We start from the raw sequence: 20,859 nt of genomic DNA on the forward strand, positions 1-20,859 counted from the left end.
TGCGTTGATGCTGCCTTTAAAGAGTGTCCTAACGTATGTGCGTAGCGCTATACCTAATATAATCATGCCTAAATTGTGATGCCTAAATTGCCGATCGCTCTAGAAGAAATTTTCAATCAGGGAAATCCTGATCAGATTTGTACCGCTTTGATGCCAGCCCTCTGCCAAGCGTTAAATTGCGATCGCTGCTTTCTCTATCTACGTCATCCCCAGACGGGGCAAGGCCGCATCACCCACTGCTACAGCCGCAGTCCAGATTTTCCTGATCTTACAGGGAGCACCTGGATTGAAGAAGGGGATGTGGCCGCAAAAGATCCGCTGATGGCGATCGCCTTTCGCACTTCAGAAGCTGTATTTGTAGAGGACATTGAAACTGCTGGGGCAGAAGTCGTGAATCTGACCTACGAACAGGAAGGGTTTGGGCATCGGGCGCTGATTCATGCCCCCATCTATTACGAGGATCAGCTCTACGGCATTCTGGAGCCTTGCGTGTTTGGGCATCCGAGAATTTGGACAGAAGACGATCGCCAAATCACTGCCCTTGTCCAAGAAAAGTTAGGCGATTTAATTCCCAGTCTCCTGTAGACTCCCGCACATTCCAATGATGTTCGATCGTTTCTCCAGTGCTAGCTGTCCAGGTTTCAATCAAGATATTGTCTAGCCACTGGGCGCGATAGTCCATTTTTGCCTGTAGCGCAGTGCCCATCCGGCTTGGATCGTTGGACAAAACAATTTCCCAAGGAATATCGCCACAACGCTTGCCATAGTCCGCCTGAAATTGCATCAATTGTTTCAGCGCTGAGCCAGTGACTTCGCTGGGTGTGACAAAATCTGGCGGATAAAAGCGATCGTCATACAGGCGAATAAAGTGTTCTCCAACGATCACCCAAAGCGCTTTGGGATAGGTAACAGTTTCAGTGGTAGCATTCAGCTCTTGAGCCAGCTCTAGCACGAAGCGATCGCTGACATCCTGAGATTGTGGCACCCAAATTTCCAGATACTGCTGGACTTCATCCTCAAATTCAAATTCACCGATCTCAATCAGATTCTCATCTTTAAAATGAACGCTACCCTGATCAATCCGATTGGGATCAGGTTTAAAGTCGATCGTGCGATTCCAGCGAATCCAGCTGTCAGTGGCATCGATCGTTCCCGCAAACGCATTAAATTTAGCAAATTTGAGTAATTCAGATGAATCTAAGTCCAGTAGAGGCTTTTGAGGCGGCAAAGGCTGATTCAAAGGAATTCGAATATCAGCAAAATATCGTTCCGCCTGAAGCCAAAAGACGATCGAATCTTCATAGGGAGATGCATCCGCCCACTGAATAGACTCGCGCTTCCATAATCCAATATATGGTGACGACACAAATTCTAGATTCCTTTTCTTGACTTAAGTACCATCATTGAGCGCCCTTAAGGGAAGAACAATTGCAATTAATCGTAGAAGGTTTGAGTCACTTAGATGGTGACTCAAGCGACACTTTTACATGTCAAGGTTAGGAGTTGAGAGAACATATTTAGCGCGAACTGCGAACTGCTTCTAACATTGTCGGGTGGACTAAAGTGATATACGATGAGCTTACAAATTAACACCTTGTCTAAGAACACCAGATGACTTTTGTCCAGGCAGATCCCTATCCTTATCCGTTCAACGGCAATCTTAGCCCGACGAACACCGCAATTATTATCATTGACATGCAGGCTGACTTTTGTAGTCCAGATGGGTACCTGGCAAAAAAAGGATATGACATTTCACTAACACGAGCACCGATCGCATCCATTCAAGCCGTTTTAGAAATAGCGCGATCGCGACGCTTTACCATCTTTTTCACCCGCGAAGGACACCGAGAAGATCTGCTAGATCTACCTGCCACAAAACGCTGGAGAAACCAGCGGGCGGGGGCTGAAATTGGTAGTCAGGGTTCGATGGGGCGGCTACTGGTCAGGGGACAACCCGGCTGGGACATCATTCCAGAGCTTACACCTTTACCGGGTGAAGCTGTGATCGATAAACCAGGGAATGGCGCTTTCTACGCGACCGACTTAGATCACCTCCTCAAACACCAAGGCATTACTAATGTCGTCTTGTGTGGAGTCACTACAGCAGTCTGCGTTCATTCCACTTTGCGAGAAGCCAGCGATCGCGGCTACGACACGCTTCTGTTGGAAGATTGCTGTGGTGAGAGTGATCCTCAGCTTCATCTGGCGGCGATCGAGATGGTGAAAATGGAGGGTGGAATTTTTGGAACAGTTGCTACTTCACAAGCCTTTATTGCCGCCATGAAAAGTCTTCCTGAAACTTGCTGAACCTAGGGGAATTTATCATTAGAGGATGCGTTTTCTAAGCAGAAGTGACTGTGGCATCTCCTTCAGGTAGTTTGAGCCAGTCTAAAGGTTCGCGGGAGAATAGGAAAGAGACGCCCACCGCTCCGACAAACTGATCTAAGTTCAGTCCGTTTTCTGTCTCCAGAACGACACCTTGACCGTTAAACAAACGGTGGATGCGGAAGCGATGATAGTTTTGAACTAGGCGTCCAAGCGTGACATATTGTCGGTAATCGCGTGGGTACAGTTCCGCATCCAGTTTTGGCAACAAATGCCACGGACAGCGAACTACTCGATGGTGGGCATTGTGGTAAGAAAAATTTAGCAGCAGTAAGTTTAGCCAAGACCAGCGACGGGAAACCAGATTAGAAAAAGTGTTGGTTTCCTCATGCTCAAGACTATAGTGAGGCAGAGGTTGACCCAACTGAAAAACGGTGTAGGTATGTTGAAAACAATCGACGAAGCGCAGGATGTTGATGAAACAAATGTAGGAAAAGAAATAGAGCGCGATCGCCTTAAACGAATACAAAGCCAGCGCTGTGAACAATCCGCCCCTTAGCAGAAGCAAAGCGGCATTACGAAATCGCTCATCTCGACGGGACTGCCCTAAAAAGGGCGAAATCACATTCAGCCAGCGAAACAAAAAGTTGATTACCGGAAAGTAGAGCCACTCTAGGGCAACGACAATTTGCAGCAGCGGCTTAGGCAGCGATCGCAGAAAGTCGGGCATGGAAAAGACTGAGAAGTCAGCACGATTTTTGTGGTGAGCCAAGTGATTGCTAGCAATATCTCGATAGTCGCTATAGCAAGACCCTGTAATAAACAGCATGATCTGACCAAACGCCGCGTTCCAGCTTGGATGGCGAAAAATTGTGCTATGAACAAATTCATGCACAAAGTAGGCAGCCCAAAGCAGAGTGTGAACGAGCAGCAAAACCCCGATTAAATTGATCCACCCAGAGGGCTGGGCAATACAGAAAACGGAAACCCCGTAGCCTAAAATGACGTAGGCGATCGCTACTCCATTGACCAAACGACTTGTCCAGTGAGTCCGGTGATTAATATAAAAACTAAAGTCAGGAGTTGTGCCTAGGGTCATAGTTGTTCTCAGTCGTAATTCTTTGAGGGCGCGACAGGCAATGACAATGCACCTAATCCTCACACCTGCTCCTCACAATAGAGGTGGCAATTATCTAAGAATGTGCCGCCTGAAACATTTTAGGGCGAACTCTGTCGGCTACAGCTAGTCTCAGGAGATTGTGGCGATGGGTGAAGAGATAGGTATTCCTTTAAGCCAGGGCATGCTCTTGAGTTGCTAAAGTAAAGTAGAAAACCCTAAAAAAAAGTCTAGCTCATGGCAACTTCTGCAAATCACGAGTTTGAAATCGCTAAGACCGAGCAAGAGTGGAAGGAAATCTTGACCCCAGAGCAGTTTCAGGTGCTGCGGAAACATGGAACTGAACGACCGGGCACCAGTCCGCTGGATAAAGTCTATGAGCCAGGAACCTACGTCTGCGCTGCCTGCGGTACGCCGCTATTCGCCGCAGAAACCAAATTTAACAGCCGTACGGGTTGGCCTAGTTTCTTTGCGCCTCTGGAAGGGGCGATCGAAACCACAACCGATCGCTCTCTATTTATGACTAGAGTCGAAGTCCATTGCCACAAGTGCGGCGGACATTTAGGACATGTGTTTGAGGATGGCCCTGCTCCGACAGGTCAACGTTACTGCATGAATGGTGTGTCTCTGGAGTTTATTCCAGAAAATCCAGCGTAGCTGGAGCCAACTGAGTTAGAGCCGATCGCCCTTTCGTTTTATCTCAAGATAGCTCGCGCCCAATTTCAACTTTTCAGTCATTGAATTAGAAATTGAGGCAAGATCAAGATGAGTGTTGATTTATTCCGATCGCCGCGCTGATCATCCCATGCCACAAGCCCCCCTCCCACAAGTCCCCCTGCCACAAAATAACCGACCCAGCCCGCCTGAGCTACTGGCTCCAGCGGGCTACTGGGACTGCGCAAAAGCTGCGATCGAGAATGGGGCAGATGCAATTTACTTCGGGCTAGAGCGGTTCAATGCGCGGATGCGGGCGCAAAACTTTACTGAAGCGGAGTTGCCTGAGCTAATGGAGTTCCTGCACCTGCGGGGGGTGAAGGGCTATGTGACGTTGAATACCCTGATCTTTCCCCAAGAGCTTCCTGAAGTAGAACAGTACATTCGCACCATTATCGCCGCTGGAGTAGATGCGTTGATTGTGCAGGATATTGGCATCTGTCGTTTAATTCGGCATTTGTCTCCTGATTTTCCGATTCACGCTTCAACCCAAATGACGGTTACTAGCGTTGCTGGCGTAGAGTTTGCTCAGGCTCTCGGCTGCAATCTTGTAGTGTTGGCGCGGGAATGTTCGCTCCAAGAAATTAGCAAAATTCAGCAGGCTTGTCTCGTCTCTATGCCGCTGGAGGTGTTCGTCCACGGAGCGCTGTGCGTGGCTTACTCAGGACAATGTTTGACAAGCGAAGCTTTAGGAGGACGATCGGCTAATCGGGGAGAATGCGCTCAAGCCTGCCGGATGCCCTATGAGCTAGTCGCCGATGGCAAAACGATCGATCTGGGCGATCGCAAATACTTGCTGAGTCCCCAAGATTTAGCAGGACTAGAGGTGCTGCCTGACCTAATCAAAACGGGAGTTACCTGCCTCAAAATCGAGGGTCGGCTAAAGGCGCCAGAGTATGTAGCCGCAGTGACGCGCGTTTATCGACAGGCGATCGATCGCGCTATGGCGGAGCAGGCTAGTTCCTCGGAATCTGGCGATCGCTACGAGCTAGAAATGGCTTTCTCGCGCGGACTCTACACGGGCTGGTTTCAGGGCATTAATAATCAGGAATTAGTGCATGGGCGTTTCGGCAAAAAGCGCGGCGTCTATCTCGGTGAAGTGATTCAAATCTATGAAGATAAGGTGATTGTCAAGCTACAGGCTCCTGCAAAACCTGGGGATGGAGTCGTGTTTGATAATGGACATCCAGAGACGCAGGAAGAAGGCGGCAGAATTTACGCTGTAGAACATAAGAAACAGTCGTCTGTTTTAACATTTGGAAGAGATAGTCTAGACACACGGCGCATCCATGTGGGAGATAAAATCTGGAAAACCAGCGATCCGGAATTCGATCGCCAAGTGCGACAAAGTTATGCAGGGGATACGCCGCAATTTCAGCAGCCGATTCGGCTTGAGATTTATGGCGAAGTGGATCAGCCCTTGGTGGTGATTGCCCGCGATCCGCAAGGACACATCGTACAGGTGGAATCTGCAATGCCGCTGATTGAGGCACATACTAAACCTTTAGACGGCGATCGCCTTCAGGATCAGTTGGGTCGGTTGGGCAACACTCCCTTCTGTCTAGGCAAACTCACCCATCATCTAAACGGTTCAGTCATGCTGCCCATGAGCGAACTGAATCGTCTTCGGCGCGAGATTGTGGCTCAATTGGAAGAGCAGCGATCGCGTCCTCAGTGCTGGCAACTTCAAGCCGCTTCCTATAGAGATCTGCTTCCGTCTGCTGATTCTTCTGGCGCGATCGTTCCCTCGCTGATTGCGTTAGTTCGCAGTCTGCCACAGCTACAGGCAGCTTTGGACGGCGGCATCAAAACGCTTTATTGCGAACTGGAAGATCCTCGCGCCTACCGAGAAGCGGTGAGGATAGTTCGCTCAGCCGAGGAAACGGCTTCTACAATCTGGGTTGCGCCACCTCGTATCACTAAACCGGGCGAAGACTGGATTTTGAAGCAAGTTCGCTCCTGCAATGCAGATGGCTACTTGGTGCGGAACTATGATCATTTGAAGTTTTTTGCGGACGATCGCTGCATCGCCGATTTTTCCTTCAACGTTGCTAATCCACTGACGGCAGATTACCTAAAACAGTTGGGGTTAGAGCGGCTTACGCCTTCCTATGATCTGAATGTTAGTCAACTTGAGGATTTGATTACGGGCTGCCCGTCGGACTGGTTTGAAGTCACCATTCACCAACATATGCCGATGTTTCATATGGAACATTGCGTCTTTTGCGCTTTCCTCACTGAAGGAACAGACTATACAAACTGCGGTCGTCCTTGCGAAACTCAGGAAGTTAAGCTACGCGATCGCATTGGGATCGAACATATCCTCAAAGCAGATACAGGCTGTAGAAACACGGTGTTTAACGGCAAGGCTCAGACCGGAGCTGAGTATGTCCAGCATTTAATTAAGCTGGGTATCCATCAGTTTCGTCTAGAGTTTGTGAACGAATCTCCAGAAGAGGTCACACGGACGATCGCCAGCTATCAAAAGCTTCTGCGTGGAGAGATCGCAGGTTCGCAGCTCTGGCGTGATTTGAAGCTACACAATCAGCTTGGCGTCACGCGGGGTGCCTTTCCAAGCGTAAAATTTTAGGCGTGATACCAATTTGAATTGGAACCGCGACAGATCCCGGTACGGGCTTGGAATTGCCAAGCCCCTTCTGAGGTTCGATGTGCCCACAAATTCGTTTAAATCGGTATGAAATAACGCTATCAGCCATCACCAATGCCACCTTTTCACCAAACGGAATGGCGTTGAGATTCACTTGAAAACTACTGTTGTGATTCGACAAGGCAACCATTTTCCCTTCTGCCTAGACTTTGGCAAATGTCTTGGAATAGGTTAATGAGACGATCGCCATCTTGAGCAATCGCAGCAATCGCAGCAATCGCAGCAATCAAGCGCTCAAGATAAGCAGGTTTTGCAGCAATTGACGTTAAAGGGGCGCTGTGCTTGGGCAAGATGTGATCCCAATAAAGGGACTGTTGTGAATAGGAGCAGACTACTTGCGATCGTCCCCACTACTAGCATAGTCTCCCGCTTCCGCAACTGTTTGCGAAAGAATACTTGCAAATAAAGTTGCGAGAGAATATCATAATTGTGCATTTTTTAACCTATTTCGGGAGCACGAACAGGCAAAAGAAACCTATCGCCAGAAGCAATCGTAGGCGATCGCTTTTCTGAACTAATGTTTGCATTAGTAGCAGTGTGATACAGCAGTCCTAAATCAGTCGCTACCTATACACGGAAGCTCTCCCTCCGCCTTTTATGACTTCCTCTCCCTGAACGGCCTCAATTCTACTGACTCCTTGACCTCGTGTACGGATACACTTTTGTCTAAGCTATATCTTTCCTTTTTAAGCGCCAATCTTCAAGATTTAGGCAGCGAGCAATTCAAAGTTTGAAAAATCCTAAGTCAAGCAGGCTGTCTTTGAAACCAATCAAGCTATTTTGAATGCGAGGCAATATGGGTTCACGATTTCGATACTCATTTATCTTAGGGATTTTAGGATGTGTTCTACTAACTCTAATTGGGTTGGCGACGCAAGTGAGCTGGGCGCAGAGCCAGCCATCTGAAAGTCTTCCGAACCAAAACATCAATCGCGTTTTGTTTCAGAATGTGCGGATCTTTGATGGCATCTCCCCTCAACTCTCAGCGCCTTCTAATGTGTTAGTTGTTGATAACAAAATTGAGCGAATTTCCACCTCGCCCATCCCCATTCCAGCCGACCTTCGCACTCTTCTCATCGAAGGCGCAGAGCGAGTGCTGATGCCAGGGTTGATCGATGCCCATGTTCACCTAGTTCTGGAGGGAGTTGCTGGTCAGGCATCTCTGTTGGAGGCAGGGGCTGAGGGAGATGCGCTAATGCAGCAGGTGTTTCGGGCCGCTGCCGAAAGTTCGACCCGGATATTGATGAACGGCTTTACGGGGGTGCGGGATTTGGCTGGTCCGGCATTCGACCTGAAGAAAGTGATCGATCGCGGTGAGCTAGCGGGGCCGCGCATCTGGCCGTCGGGCGCGATGATTTCCCAAACCAGCGGGCATGGAGACTTTCGCACGCTGGATGAACTGCCCAGAACAGCGACCTCAGAACTCAGTCTGGCAGAGAAATATGGCGTAGGGGCGATCGCCGATGGAGTACCCGAAGTGCTCCGTGCCACCCGCGAGCAACTCATGAGGGGCGCTAGCCAAATTAAGCTAGCAGCGGGGGGCGGCGTTGCCTCGGCCTACGACCCAATCGATGTCGCCCAATACACCGATGCAGAATTTCGTGCTGCTGTCGATGCAGCCTCAGACTGGAACACCTATGTCACGGTTCATGCCTACACGCCGAAGGCAGTTCAGACTGCTATTCAAGCCGGGGTAAAGTGTATTGAACATGGTCAGCTCATAGATGAGCCGACTGCCAAACTGATGGCCGAAAAAGGAGTCTGGCTGAGTATGCAGCCCTTCCTGGATGATGAAGATGCCAACCCCTATCCTGAAGGGACTGAAAGCCGCAGAAAGCAGTTGCAAGTAGCAGAAGGCACTGATATTGCCTATGGGCTGGCTAAGCAATACAACATCAAAACGGCTTGGGGGACTGACATACTCTATGATCCCGCGAAAGCGGCTCGACGAGGCGCACTATTGTCAAAAATGGTGCGCTGGTATACGCCTGCGGAAGTGCTGAAGATGGCGACTCACGATAATGCCGAACTGCTGGCTTTGTCTGGGCCACGCAATCCTTATCCCGGCAAGCTGGGTGTTGTGGAAGAGGGCGCACTCGCTGATTTGCTGCTAGTCAATGGCAATCCATTGGAGAACATTCAGCTCATTGACAACCCTACCCAAAACTTCGTGGTGATTCTGAAAGACGGCAAGATTTATAAGAATCTGCTGAGCTAATTTTGAGTCTTTTCTAACCCCGGAGCTAGAGAAGCAAGACTCAACAAAGTATTATCTGAAATTTCAACATTTTGTCGAGTCTCATAGCAGAAACTTTGCCTTCACACATCTCTTTGTTAACCCTCTAGAGCTTGCATTATGTTTGAAAGATCTGTGTTTTGTCAGAATTATCCTCAAGGCAGTCCCTTAGACGGGCATCATGCTCAGGTGCGGCGAGTCAGAGCGATCGCCCATCTCTTTTCCATTGCAACCTCCATCGCAGCTGGAGCAGCAGTGCTGTGGGTCGCTCCAGCCCAGGCGATCGAGCAGCGTCCGGCGGATGCCGCATCCATTAGCCCGGATGCCGTGGAAAATCCAGAGCTGACTGCGATTGCTGAAGCGTCTGCCCTAGGGGAACTGCGGCAGGCTTCAAAGTTTCCATCTGGCACGTTTCAGCCCGGTACCACCCAGCCTGATCCGATCCAGGCTGACCCGATTCAGCTCAACACGTCCCCACTCGACATACTGCTGCCCCAGATTCCAGCCATCGCCGCAGAGGCTCAGATCAGCCGCGATGTTCCCGCAGAACTGCCCGCGCTGGAGCCGCTGCCACCCGCCTCGACGCAGCTGTTGACCGATGCGGAAAGGGGCGAAGCGTCGGAGCTAGCGCAAGACCCATCAGGTACGGTTAGTTCGCCGGAAAGCAACGTTGAACCCGTGGATTTGCCTGAGCTTGAACCGACCGATCTGCCGGAAAGCGACGTTGAACTTGTTGATCCGGCTGAGGCGCTGCCCGCAGATCCCGCAGCCTCCAGTGAGCCAAGGTCGGGCGATCGCTGGCGGTTTTCAGTAGAGCCATATGTCTTCATACCGTTTGATATCAGCGCTGACGTAAGCGTACTGGGGCGATCGACCTCGATTCAGGCAGGGCTAGATGACGTTCTGAGTCTCGATCGTGCCTTTGATGCAGGGCTGCGATTTGAGGCGCAACGGGGTCGTTTGGGGTTCTTGTTCGAAGGGTTTTACCTAGCGGCAGGAAATAGCGGCACGCTGGGGGTGACGTTTCCAGCCGGGAGTCTGAATCGCTTTGGGATTCCGATTGAGCTGAGGGGCGAGGCCGACGGAAGCGTGACTGTCCGGCGAGGCAAGATTGATTTAGCTGCGTTTTACACCGTCGTCAACACTTCCCTACGGAGTTCGCCAACTCCCACCAATCCCTTTCCGGTCTTGGTCATCGAACCTGTGCTGGGGGTGCGAACCAATATTTCAAGGCAAGAATTGGAAATTGACGAAGCGCGCCTTGGCCCGAACGCAGTCTTGAGAAACCAAGAGTTTAGCTCTTCCCGAACCACGCTGGAGCCGCTAGTCGGGATTCGCATTGGAACGGCGCTCTCACGGTTCTGGAGTCTTGGTTTTCGGGGTGATGTGTCAGGATTTAACCTCAACGCTGAACGCGATATTACCTGGAATTTGCAGTTTGGGGTCAGTTACGCTCTGTCGCGATCGTCTTCCGTCAAGTTAGCTTATGTTTTCAACGGATCTGACTTTCGGGACGGGGAAGGGTTAAGTCGGACTGAACTCGATTTGGTTCAGAGCGGGCTAGGGCTGAGTGTGCTTTTCCGGTTTTAGAGAGAAGGGTTTAGAGGAAATTTGAGTGCGATCGCCCGTTGATTAGGTTTTATCCTAGAGGGTCTCTATGTTTATGCCAAGGATCACAAATTGATTAACCTGTAATAGTTTGTTGGAAGTGTCGCGCGGCACTTCCAACAAACGGTAGTCCTTACCTAAATACCACTACCCAAAAAGCTGCTGGGTTTTATTTTGTACGCGAGCCCAAACGAAGTAAAAGGCTACATTTCAAAGAGCTGTTGCAATAGCTCTTGATCGGCGGCTGTGATGTTGCGGCGATCGGTTTCCACCAGCTTCACCCAACTTGTGCTTTTGCCCAAATGGGTAGCCAGCGCGCTTTGAGTCATGCCTTTAGAGACGCGCAGGTCTTTTAACTCCTGACCGGATTTAACCAGCGGCTTAGACTTACGAGGGGTAGAGCGCTTAGGCGACCTGCCGGACAAAGGCTTGCATTCTGGTGAGTTGGGTTCAGCAGTTGCTTCAGTCAGGTAGAGCTGGGGTTTAGCAATGGGCGATCGCGGATTTAGCTCTTGCAGTCGGGTCGTGATTTCGTGGGGCGGTTGGATCAGCATTAGCCCAGTCAATAGCGGCTCAAAGCCGCCGTAGGGCTTACGGGTAATGTCGGTCAACCGAGTACCGTCAGCTTTTTGAGCATCCTTCGCCCAAAATTCTGCTGCCTCCTGGGGATCATCTGGAATGTTGCTTAAGGGAACCAGTTCAGAGAAGTCCGGCAAATACTGAGGCGGGTAGGTTGCCGCATCAAAGGTGAGCTTCCAGCCCCGTTCGTGCAGAACCTTGAGTAACGATTTCCACTGCTTCACGAGGCGCTTACGGGCAAAGGCATCTTCCCGCGCCAGCTCGATCTTCTCGACTCCAAAGGCAACCTTAAACAGCGTCCCTACTCGCACAGGGCTATTGCTGACTCGCGTTTTGAACAGTAGCCACAGCATTAGACGAGCGGCTCCCTCGTGGTTATACCAGAGGCTCATCACGTCTTGGAGCAAGGACTGAGATAAAATACCGTACTCGTAATAGCCCGTGCCATCTTTGCAGCGTTCGGCGTTGAGAAAATACTGCGCCCAGTTTCCGGCTCTCACTTGGAGGGTAAAGCCGACTAGCTCTGAATGCCCAGAGATCGTTTCTTGAAAATGCAGGATTGGCTCCGAAATTTCCCAGAGCCAAGTGCGGCTGACGCTAAAGGACTTGACTTTGCCTTTATCCGGCCAAGAAACGTAGACCAGCAGGGAGCAGGGCTGTTTGGCAAGATGCAGCAGCAGCTCTAATTTCTGCTGTTTATTGAGCTTTTTGTTCTTATCTAGCCCTAAATAGCGCTCTAGCTGGCGATCGCTAATTACAAACTGCTGCTCCCAAGGGCGCTCTAGCTGTGTAGCAAAGGCAGCATAGATTAGGTGTAGACAAGCGGCTCGAATGTCAAATTCTTCAATCAGCGCTAGGGCAACTTCGCCCTCTAGCACGCTGGGATCTTTGAGGTACAGGTCGTTGGTTAACGAGAAAGAAATATAGCCTTTGCCTTTAGCAACCGGGCTTTGGTAATACAGCCCATCCTCTGTGTTTGACCAGTCTAGACTGCGACCCTGACTAAGAACGGTACAGCCTTCCCAAATTAGGCGATTGGATGCCATGCGATCGGTCAATCCCTGCGGAAACAGGTCAGGGCTAGTTCTAGGGCGCTTAACGTTGTGACGACGACCGCGCCGTACGGTTGTCAGGGGGCTAGATGTCAAGAGGTTAGATGTCAGGGCACTAGACACCATTCCCGGCGCAGCTTCTAGGGGCAATTCTGGCTGTGTAGCCTGCAATGGCTGATTTACCTGGCTGTGCAATGACGTCACCTGCGATGGCATGAAGCAATACTCTCTCAACGGGGCTGCAACTCACCCCAAAGATAAACCATGTTTCAAATTTTGGCGTTGCTGATTTTCTGTATGGCGCTACGCGCTCAGATCCAACCAGTTATTTTTTGAGAGCTGCGCTCCGCGCAGCTCTCAAAAAATAACTCATCCCAACCCAATTACGTAATGCTGCATAAAATCAGCAACGCCAAAGTTTTCAATCAGCCTCTTGACAAGTAATTCAGCCTCTTAGCAAATATGGAGCAAGACAAAAATACAAAGGTTTAGCTTGTGTGAGAACGCTCTATTTGGTTAACTTACGCCCTTAACTCACCTTTTTCTGGGCTTATCGAACTGGGTATAAAAGGTGAGATAAAACACATTGTCTGACTTGAAGCTGCAACCTATTCGCTGAGCTTTACATTGAATTAATAACCAGATATGATTCTCCTGAAATCTTTATCAGTATAGGCAAGCTGCGATCTATTAAAGATGACCATTCTGGAGACAACGCTTTACTAGATCTACGGAGAGCGGTTTTGAGTTTCTAGCTGGTGGACTTTGATAAGCATTTGAGTTTCGCAAGCTGATAAGTGTGAGGGGCATTACTAACATTAGTGATTGAGGAAGTGAACCATGGAAGGATGTGTAGTTACCGATCTGAAAATTCATAGCAAGCACAATTGCTATAGGCTCAGCCCAGAACAAATGCAGCAGATTCAGAGCGAGATTTCTGTTTCTGTGCCTCTGGAGCCAGGTATCAATATTGTCAAAATCCAAAGCGGCACGTTTGGCTACCGTTCAGCAGCTGGGGGTACAGGCGAACCTCTGGTACTGCTGTGGATCTATGGCGGAAAAGTGGTTAACAAAAAAACAAACGTTGAGGTTAACGCCACTTGGTCTTCTCTGAATGGGTATGATGACACGCTGACCTTAGAAGTCAGAGAAACTGCAACGCTATGCGCTTTCTTTTTCGATACTCATCTTGAAGATAATGATGGGGAAGTGAATCTCTCTGTTGTGCGAATTTAACCTTTTCCCATGCAGGAACGCATCATGCTGAGTTCAAAAAAAACTTTAATTAAGCGATCGGCTGTTCGGGTATCTGCGGCTTTACTGACGCTGATGACTACTTCAGCCGTTGCAGCGATCAAAACAGATGCCGTGCTGCTGGCGCAATCCCCTGTGCCGACTAGCTTCCCCCTACCCAGCGCAGTGCCTAGCGGGACTACTGTGAAGCTAGATGGCTCCAGCAGTATGACGGTGATCAACGAAGCGCTGAAGAGAAGCTTTGAAGAGAAATTTTCGGGTACGACGGTAAACTTGGCGGCGACGGGAACTGACGACGCGCTGCAATCTTTACTGAAAGGCGATATTGACTTGGCGGCGATCGGTCGTCCTCTTACTGACGAAGAGAAGGCTCAAGGGCTGACTGAAACCACCCTCAGCCGTGAAAAGGTTGCCATCATTGTTTCTCCTGAAAACCCTTTCAGTGGAGATATCACCTTTGACCAATTTGCCAGAATTTTCCGAGGTGAGATCACAGACTGGTCAGAACTGGGGGGTGAGCCGGGGCCAATTCGGTTTATCGATCGTCCTGACTTTAGTGACACTCGGATCTCACTCAGTAAATACGACGTCTTTTCAGGCACGCCCTTTGCAACTGGCTCCAATGCGACCCAAGAGGCAACTGATGAAACAGCAGCAGTGGTTCAGGATCTTGGCAAAGATGGGATCAGCTATGCGATCGCCAGCCAGGTTTTAGACCAACCTAATGTCAAAATCATCTCAATGCACAAAACGCTGCCGGACGATCCGCGCTATCCTTTTTCTCAGCCGCGTGGCTACGCCTACAAGGATGCTGCCAACCCAGCAGTCCTGGCATTTCTGGGATTTGCTACCTCTCCAGCAGGTCTAGCAGCTATCTCGGCGGCTAAAGCGACCGAAGCGGCGGCTGTTGCTGCTGTTGTGCCCAGTCCCGCAGCTTCCCCAGAAGCTTCTCCATCTGTGGCTGAAGCTGTGAGTCCAGAAGCTTCACCCACGGTTGCGGTTGCTCCTGTGGCGACAGCTGAGCCAGGAGGCTTTCCAGGCTGGTTGGGCTGGCTGTTGCTGCCGCTCATCGGGGGTGGCTTGTGGTGGCTATCTAGGGGAAGAGATACTGCGCCCACTGCAGTGGTGCCGCCTCCGGTTGCGCCTCCTGTAGTGCCGCCTACTCCCCCTATTCCTGTCCCGCCTCCTGTCGAGGCTCCTGCTGCAATCCCTCCAGCTGTAATCCCAGCCGTGATCCCTGCTGTGGGTGCTGCGGCAGGTGCTGCGGCAGGTGCTGCGGCTCTGGGCGCTGTGGTGGGTGCAGGACGACGATCGCCGGATAGCCGGATTATTCTCACGCCTCGTGATTCCCAAAATGCCTATGCCTACTGGGAAGCGCCCGAAGAGCATAGGGCAGAGCTGCGGGAGCAGGGTGGCAGAAAGCTGAAGCTGCGAGTTTCAGATGTGACTGATATTGATTTGGATCATCAGCCAGCCCACAGCGTGCAGGAATTTGATTGCAGTGAAGCTGATCCAGATCTGCATGTGCCAATTCCCCAGTGCGATCGAGACTACCTCAGCGAGTTGGGCTATGTGACGGATGACAACCGCTGGTTGAAGCTGGCGCGATCGCATTCAGTCCGAGTAGCCTGTGAACCCGTCAAGGCTGACGATGGGCTAAGTCTGTCAGGTCTGGCTGGAGGGGCAGCTTTAACGGCAGTTGCAGCGGCAGGAGCAGTTGCAGCAATACCCTCTGAAACTGTGCCTTTGCTTGATCCGGCTACGGTAGTGGATGACAGTCGAATCATTTTGACTCCGCGTGCTGCTGACGATGCCTACGCTTACTGGGAAGCTCCAGAGGTTAGTAAAGCTGCGCTGCGAGAGCAGGGCGGTACAAAGTTTCAGCTTCGAGTCTATGATGCGACGGATATTGATCTGGATGATCGCCCTGCCCACAGTCTGCAAGTTTACGATTTGCAGAGTTTAGAGTCAGATCATCATGTCTCGATTCCGGCAGTCGATCGTGATTACGTGGCAGAAATTGGCTATGAAACGATCGAAGGAGACTGGCTGAAGTTAGCGCGATCCAATCCTGTCCGAATCGGCGCAGACTTAGACAATGCTGCGGTAGCTGGGGTAGCTGTAGGAGCTAGCGCGATAGCAGACTTGGCACCTCCGCCCTCAGCACCAAGCCGCTGCTCCATTACCACCCTCAAGGTGCATAGTCAGCGTAACTGCTTCTTCTTAGATGCGTCAGAGATGAGTAAGCTTCAGATGGAGAAAGCAGTCTCTAAAGTTTTGGAGCCGGGTCAATATCTCATTCGGATTAAAGAGGGAGGCTTTGGCTACGGCGATGCTGCGGGTGAGCCAGTTGTTATGCTGTGGATCTACGGCGGCAAGGTCGTTAACCAGAAGACAAATGCCGTTGTGGGTGCCACTTGGTCAACTCTCAACGGATATGATGAAACGCTCAATCTTCAAGTCCATGAAACGGCAAACCTATGCTGTTTTTTCTTCGACACTCACCTTGAGGACAATCAAGGTGAGGTCACTGTCTCAGTCGTGAAGATTTAGTCCGATGCTTCTAGACTAAAATAGAGGCGATTGTCAGGGGTAGCTTAAAGCTACCCCTGTTTTGTAGGAAATATGGAAAGAGAAGACACAAAAAAAGAATGGAGCGATCGCCTTATTTTAAAAACTAGAAACTCATAAGAAACTCAAAGTAAGTATAGCCTGAGACATCAGAGAGAGCTAACGTTTATTCTTAATGTACACAAGGTTGACGTCACTGATAGTTATAGTGTGTCAACATCAAAGTATCTTAAGTTCACACCCTATTCGAACGAATAATAGTAATCCAGCGCAGTTTTTCGAGCTGCGCTGGATTACTTAGAACATTTTTAGTAGGGTACGAAGCGCCCCACCAAAAATATCTCCGTCCTAACCGCTTTGGCGGCTGCTATGTTATCGCAGAGAATTACCTGGAGTAAGTTTCTGCATCTCTAGAGACAGCAACAGTGCGCGGATGACGAACACCTGCAGAAGCTCCAATTAGCGATGCCAGTAGACCCAGCAGCGAACCCAAGGCAAAAGACCAGCCTATCTTTGCACCATTGCCTGCAATATCGCGAGTCTGTTGGGCTGTAACGCTGGGAGACGGAGCGGGCGCGTCCACTCCTGGAACAGGAACACCACTCTGCTGAGCCTGCTCAATGATACCAGTCGCGTTTTGCGCCACCACGCCAAACGCACCGGACACACCGCTAGAAAGAAGCCATGCGCTGATGGCAAGCGTGGTTGCCCACAGAATGGCCCCATTCAGGAGAGCCGTACTGCGACTCATAGATCCACAGGCTCTTGCCATGATCCAACCGCCCAAGAACAAAGAGATCAAGAGGCTGATAATTGCCCAAATGCCCACAGCCGAACCAACGTCTGGAGCGTTGGTTCGAGGTGCGCCAGAACCCGCAATGGTAGACAAGCCGATCGCTGCTCCCAAACTGCTCAAGACAAGCTGAGAACTCAATGCCACAACCAGTCCCGCAAAAATAGGACCCCAACGAACGCGATCGTGGTAGTCAACCGCAGGAACGGCGATCGGGCGATCGATTATTCTGCCTGACGGGTCATCCATGTATGCCATATCATCTACTCCTAATTTCTATCAATTTAGACATTGATTTTTCAATAACATCATCAATTTATGGGACTTTCTGAAGCCGTACACCTATCAATAGAAGTAGTTTCAATGTACAGAAATAAAATTTATTCTGTAAGATTAACTACTTTATTCGCTTTTTCTGTTGTTTCTTTTATAGCCCTACGCGTTTAGATCCGATGAGTTATTTTTTGAGAGCTGCGCTCCGCGCAGCTCTCAAAAAATAACTCGTCCTAACTCAATTACGTGGGGCTATAGCTTCAGGGGCAACCCTAGAGAGGGCTGGATTTGCAGAAGATGCCCAAAACTGACTTTGGCTAGTTCAGTCCATGAATCTACGCAAGTTTTGTGCCGCTCCCACAGTCTTCCTAGCTCATATGGTCGTTTTGTCAAAGAGACGGTTAGTGCAGTAGCTGATCCTGCTCAGAAGCTCGACCTAGCTCATCAGCTTTCTGAAACCTCACCCATAGACTCAGGGTAGTCCTCAAGAGGTAAGGATTTTTTGTAGCGTGGGCTTTGCCCACGCTACAAAAAATCCTGAGCTAACTACTACTATCCCTACGAGTTTTCATATTATTCAAAGATTCTAGAGCCGCTTGTTCTAAAAGCTGCTTCAGCTCTAGTTCCGCTAGCATTCCAGCATCCTGCACTTGGGGAGATCGCAATGGCTCTGACCAGCCACATTTAGCGCAAGCCTGACGTTCAAAATCCTCTGTCAGTAGATTTAGCGGATGATGACATTGGGGACAATGTTGCGGCAAATGTTTGACCGGAACTGAAGCAGGAGGTTGGTTATCTTGGCTAATTTGCAGCCAAAGTGCTGCTACGGATGAACCCGGAACTGGGCGATCCAAGCTATTTTTCGGGCTAGGAGTCAAGCCACTGGGTATTTTCAGCGCATCCGAAGAATTTTTGCCCAAAGAATCGATATGGTCAGCCTTCTGAGGGAGGGGCGATCGCAGACTCAGAAGGCGATCGACTTTCCCTCCAGCATTGCCACTTTAGGAATGAGGGCTTCTAGCTCAGCCAGCCGTTGCTTCAGTTGTTCCAGTTCTTCCAAAACAGGATGGGCAGAGACGACTTTTTCATTCAGGCTCGTCTCCTTTAAGTTAGTCGCTAGCGCCTCTAGTATGACTTGGGTCTGGGTTTGCCCAGATTGACTCATGCGCTGGGCGATCGCGTTGGCAATTTCCAAGGGCAGCTTCAAAGTAATAGGCGGATCGGGTTGCTGCATGGAGTCTGGGCTTCCTAAAGCAGGAACTCGCGCTGGAAAAAACTTAGAATTCTCAGTCATACAGTTTGGCGGATGGTCAGCCAGTCGTAAAGTTAAAACTTTGAGCTTGGTTAAAGCTCTGTACTCTATAAAGTTCCCATGATCCTTCTAGAAATTAATCCGAGATTTGAAACTTGAGATTATTTAAGAGGAGATTTAAGTCTGAGCAGGGTTTTGAGAAGCGCGATCGCCTAAGATTGCCGATACAATTCTGTTGAAGTTGTTCTTATCTAGGTAATTTCTCTAGCTAATTTCACACCTGCGATCGCCTACCCCTTGTTTCGGAGAATCTCTATGCGTCTGGGCAAAGTCGTCAAATCTAATTCTCATTGCGATTATGTCGTGCAGGTAGACGATCGGATGGAGGTCACAAGTCCGCCCATGCCAGAAGATTTTGGCTTCGGCTGCTTTGTCAAACTTGAAGACGAGGGCGATCGCCATTGGGCGGTGGGCGTGGTCTATAACTCGCAGTTGTTCAACCCTACGTTTCTCAGTAACGGCCCTCGCCTGACGAGCGATCCTGATCCAATGTTTGCACCTGACCTGATCATGGAAACCCGGACGCTGCTGGGCGTGGTGCTGATTGGAACCATCATGCAGCAGAATAGCCTGACCTATGGCATTCACGGCATTCCGCGCGTCGTTGTGCCCGTCAATACACCTGTTTGCCGGATGACTGAAGACGAAATCCATCGGTTTCACTTGAATCAAGAGGAGCGATCGCAGTTCTGCTACTACAGCCATTTATTGCGGTTTGGCGGCAGCTTTGCGGCGCAGCTCACCCAGCAAATTCTCAAAGAACTCACCGATAGTCAGCTATTTTTGGGAGCCGAACAGCGAGCGCTAGAGATCTTAGGAAAAGAACTCGCCTGGAAAAATACGATGGGTGCCATGCGGTAGATTTTAGAAATAAGTTGACACTTATCCCTATTTCTCTGGATAATTAAGGACTGTGTAAAGTTTAGCAGTCGAAAAAATCTTGGCTAACGTCGTTGTAATTGGTGCCCAGTGGGGCGATGAAGGAAAAGGCAAAATTACTGACCTTCTGAGTCGATCGGCCGATGTGGTTGTTCGATATCAAGGCGGAGTAAACGCTGGGCACACGGTCGTTGTCCAAGATCAAACCTTCAAGCTGCATTTGATTCCCTCTGGAATTCTTTATCCAGACACAGAGTGCATTATTGGAACAGGGACGGTCATTGATCCCAAAGTGCTGATTCAGGAACTTGACCAGCTAGAGGCTCTGGGTATTTCTACCCAAAACCTGTTAATTTCCGAAACGGCTCATGTGACGATGCCCTACCATCGGCTGATTGACCAAGCCTCTGAAGAGCGGCGGGGTGAACATAAGATTGGTACGACCAAGCGCGGCATTGGGCCAACCTACGCTGACAAGTCAGAGCGGACAGGCATTCGCATGGTCGATCTGATGGAGTCAGACCATATGAAAAAGCAGCTCCGGTGGACGATCAACTACAAGAACGTGATTCTGGAAAAGCTCTATGGGCTGTCGCCACTTGACCCCGAAGAAGTGATTGCAGAGTATCAAGTCTATGCCGATCGCCTGCGTCCCCATGTGGTAGACAGCTCCCTAAAAATCTATGAGTCGTTCCGTCAGCGCCGCAATATTTTATTTGAGGGGGCACAGGGCACCCTGCTCGATCTCGATCATGGCACCTATCCCTATGTAACTTCTTCGAATCCGGTCGCCGGGGGAGCCTGTGTGGGAGCGGGCGTGGGGCCAACGATGATCGATCGCGTCATTGGTGTGGCGAAAGCCTACACGACTCGCGTGGGTGAAGGCCCTTTCCCAACGGAGCAAATGGGCGATGTGGGTCAGCTTTTGTGCGATCGCGGTGCTGAATTTGGTACCACTACAGGGCGTAAGCGTCGGTGCGGCTGGTTTGATGCCGTGATTGGTCGCTATGCCGTGCGGATTAACGGGCTAGACTGTCTGGCAATCACTAAACTAGATGTCTTAGACGAGCTAGAGGAAATTCAGGTCTGCGTCGCCTATGAGCTAGATGGCAAGCAGTGCTTTGATTTTCCTAGCAACGCCCGCCAGTTTGCCCAGTGCCGTCCAATTTACAAAACCGTGCCGGGTTGGCAGCAGTCTACCGTTCATTGTCGATCGCTCGATGAGCTGCCTGTTCAGGCGTTAGATTACCTGAAGTTTTTGGCAGAATTGATGGAAGTGCCGATCGCGATCGTTTCTCTGGGGGCTAGCCGCGATCAAACTATCATTGTTGAAGATCCGATTCACGGCCCTAAGCGCGCGTTGCTTTACAGCGAGGAGCAGGACAAGGGTAGCCAACCTGCCGTTAGCGCTCAGGCGAATAGCGGTTAGTCTAACGATTAGTCTCTAAGTCTAGGCTTATTGGTTTAGACTTGATCTC

Annotated in this window: 16 protein-coding genes; 10 read left to right on the top strand and 6 right to left on the bottom strand. The window is 50.2% G+C overall.

What is annotated here, in order from left to right; translation table 11 throughout:
• The first annotated feature begins 78 nt into the window (after positions 1–78).
• Positions 79–585: a GAF domain-containing protein gene (locus AC5JMP_RS17620; RefSeq protein ID WP_495852817.1), complete on the top strand. Its 507-nt coding sequence runs from the start codon at positions 79–81 to the stop codon at positions 583–585.
• Here AC5JMP_RS17620 and AC5JMP_RS17625 read toward each other — a convergent pair.
• Complete coding sequence (locus AC5JMP_RS17625; RefSeq protein ID WP_495852795.1) at positions 533–1,366, bottom strand: hypothetical protein; 834 nt, start codon at positions 1,364–1,366, stop codon at positions 533–535. The genes AC5JMP_RS17620 and AC5JMP_RS17625 overlap by 53 nt on opposite strands.
• 245 nt (positions 1,367–1,611) lie before the next feature.
• Between AC5JMP_RS17625 and AC5JMP_RS17630 the strand changes: the two genes are divergently transcribed.
• Positions 1,612–2,307, top strand: coding sequence for a cysteine hydrolase family protein (locus AC5JMP_RS17630; RefSeq protein WP_495852796.1), 696 nt, complete (start codon positions 1,612–1,614; stop codon positions 2,305–2,307).
• A gap of 34 nt (positions 2,308–2,341) precedes the next feature.
• Here the strand turns inward: AC5JMP_RS17630 and AC5JMP_RS17635 are convergent, their stop codons facing one another.
• A complete protein-coding gene (locus AC5JMP_RS17635; RefSeq protein WP_495852797.1) occupies positions 2,342–3,424 on the bottom strand; it encodes a fatty acid desaturase in 1,083 nt (360 codons plus the stop codon).
• Positions 3,425–3,679: 255 nt separating this feature from the next.
• Here AC5JMP_RS17635 and msrB point away from each other — a divergent pair, with 255 nt between their 5' ends.
• From msrB to AC5JMP_RS17655, 4 genes are all read left to right on the top strand, one after another.
• The gene (gene msrB / locus AC5JMP_RS17640) at positions 3,680–4,099 is read left to right on the top strand and encodes a peptide-methionine (R)-S-oxide reductase MsrB (RefSeq protein ID WP_495852798.1); all 420 of its coding nucleotides are present in this window, start codon (positions 3,680–3,682) and stop codon (positions 4,097–4,099) included.
• Positions 4,100–4,247: 148 nt separating this feature from the next.
• The gene (locus AC5JMP_RS17645) at positions 4,248–6,746 is read left to right on the top strand and encodes a U32 family peptidase (protein WP_495852818.1); all 2,499 of its coding nucleotides are present in this window, start codon (positions 4,248–4,250) and stop codon (positions 6,744–6,746) included.
• 874 nt (positions 6,747–7,620) lie between these two features.
• Positions 7,621–9,042, top strand: coding sequence for a metal-dependent hydrolase family protein (locus tag AC5JMP_RS17650; protein WP_495852799.1), 1,422 nt, complete (start codon positions 7,621–7,623; stop codon positions 9,040–9,042).
• 138 nt (positions 9,043–9,180) lie between these two features.
• Entirely contained in the window at positions 9,181–10,650 is a 1,470-nt protein-coding gene (locus AC5JMP_RS17655; RefSeq protein ID WP_495852800.1) for a hypothetical protein, read from the top strand.
• 221 nt (positions 10,651–10,871) lie between these two features.
• On the opposite strand, the gene AC5JMP_RS17660 is transcribed toward AC5JMP_RS17655, so the two are convergent.
• Positions 10,872–12,515 (bottom strand): helix-turn-helix domain-containing protein, encoded by a 1,644-nt coding sequence (locus AC5JMP_RS17660; protein WP_495852801.1) that lies wholly within the window; start codon positions 12,513–12,515, stop codon positions 10,872–10,874.
• A gap of 624 nt (positions 12,516–13,139) precedes the next feature.
• On the opposite strand from AC5JMP_RS17660, the gene AC5JMP_RS17665 reads away from it, so the two are divergent.
• Both AC5JMP_RS17665 and AC5JMP_RS17670 read left to right on the top strand, forming a co-directional pair.
• A complete protein-coding gene (locus tag AC5JMP_RS17665; RefSeq protein ID WP_495852802.1) occupies positions 13,140–13,535 on the top strand; it encodes a hypothetical protein in 396 nt (131 codons plus the stop codon).
• 24 nt (positions 13,536–13,559) lie between these two features.
• The gene (locus tag AC5JMP_RS17670; protein WP_495852803.1) at positions 13,560–16,106 is read left to right on the top strand and encodes a DUF4912 domain-containing protein; all 2,547 of its coding nucleotides are present in this window, start codon (positions 13,560–13,562) and stop codon (positions 16,104–16,106) included.
• A gap of 403 nt (positions 16,107–16,509) precedes the next feature.
• Here AC5JMP_RS17670 and AC5JMP_RS17675 read toward each other — a convergent pair whose 3' ends face one another.
• From AC5JMP_RS17675 to AC5JMP_RS17685, 3 genes are all read right to left on the bottom strand, one after another.
• On the bottom strand, positions 16,510–17,175 hold the full coding sequence (locus AC5JMP_RS17675) for a hypothetical protein (protein WP_495852804.1): 666 nt from the start codon (positions 17,173–17,175) through the stop codon (positions 16,510–16,512).
• Positions 17,176–17,732: 557 nt separating this feature from the next.
• Entirely contained in the window at positions 17,733–18,110 is a 378-nt protein-coding gene (locus tag AC5JMP_RS17680) for a hypothetical protein (protein WP_495852805.1), read from the bottom strand.
• Between the two features lie 44 nt (positions 18,111–18,154).
• A complete protein-coding gene (locus tag AC5JMP_RS17685) occupies positions 18,155–18,484 on the bottom strand; it encodes a hypothetical protein (RefSeq protein ID WP_495852806.1) in 330 nt (109 codons plus the stop codon).
• Between the two features lie 273 nt (positions 18,485–18,757).
• Between AC5JMP_RS17685 and AC5JMP_RS17690 the strand changes: the two genes are divergently transcribed.
• Together AC5JMP_RS17690 and AC5JMP_RS17695 are read left to right on the top strand one after the other, a co-directional pair.
• On the top strand, positions 18,758–19,363 hold the full coding sequence (locus AC5JMP_RS17690; protein ID WP_495852807.1) for a DUF8166 family protein: 606 nt from the start codon (positions 18,758–18,760) through the stop codon (positions 19,361–19,363).
• Between the two features lie 79 nt (positions 19,364–19,442).
• Complete coding sequence (locus AC5JMP_RS17695) at positions 19,443–20,810, top strand: adenylosuccinate synthase (RefSeq protein ID WP_495852808.1); 1,368 nt, start codon at positions 19,443–19,445, stop codon at positions 20,808–20,810.
• The last annotated feature ends 49 nt before the right edge of the window (positions 20,811–20,859 follow it).

The organism is Drouetiella sp., from assembly GCF_059504425.1.